This is a genomic window from Candidatus Enterococcus avicola, from assembly GCF_047470845.1.
Taxonomy (GTDB): Bacteria; Bacillota; Bacilli; order Lactobacillales; family Enterococcaceae; genus Enterococcus_D; species Enterococcus_D casseliflavus.
This window is the reverse complement of record NZ_JBLGTY010000060.1, coordinates 1-429: the sequence shown is the minus strand read 5'-3', so window position 1 is coordinate 429 and position 429 is coordinate 1. Positions and strand designations below refer to the sequence as shown.

Sequence of the window (429 nt, the reverse complement as noted above, 5' to 3'; positions counted from 1 at the left end):
ATACACAGGAGAAGTGAAAGTCACCTTCCCAGATGGATCAAGTACAACGGTTAAGGTGCCAGTAACAGTTAAAGATAATACGGTTGCTAATAAACAAAATTTAAAAGGAGAAGATAATTCAATTATAATTGATATTACAAATTCTGATAAAACCACCCCTATATCAAAAGATTCGTCGAAAGTGAATAATAAATCTACAGAAACCAATAATAAAATACTTCCTAAAACTGGAGAAAAAAGTAATACAGAGTTCTCTGTTATAGGAGTAGCATTAATCGGTTTCTGGGGTCTTTTATTAGGATTATTTAAGAAAAGAGAAGAAAACTAAAGAAATAAGCAAATGGAATTTATTGGCTCTTTGTCAATAAGGACTGATGAGTTGTGCAAAATCAAATCTGGGTCAGAATGAACCACATTCTGGCTCAGATT

The 429-nt window shown here is 32.2% G+C and carries 1 protein-coding gene; it reads left to right on the top strand.

The genetic code is table 11. The features are described from left to right. A partial coding sequence (locus ACI3E5_RS17570) for an LPXTG cell wall anchor domain-containing protein (protein ID WP_349709269.1) occupies positions 1-328 on the top strand: 328 nt, incomplete at its 5' end. Between the last annotated feature and the right edge of the window lie 101 nt (positions 329-429).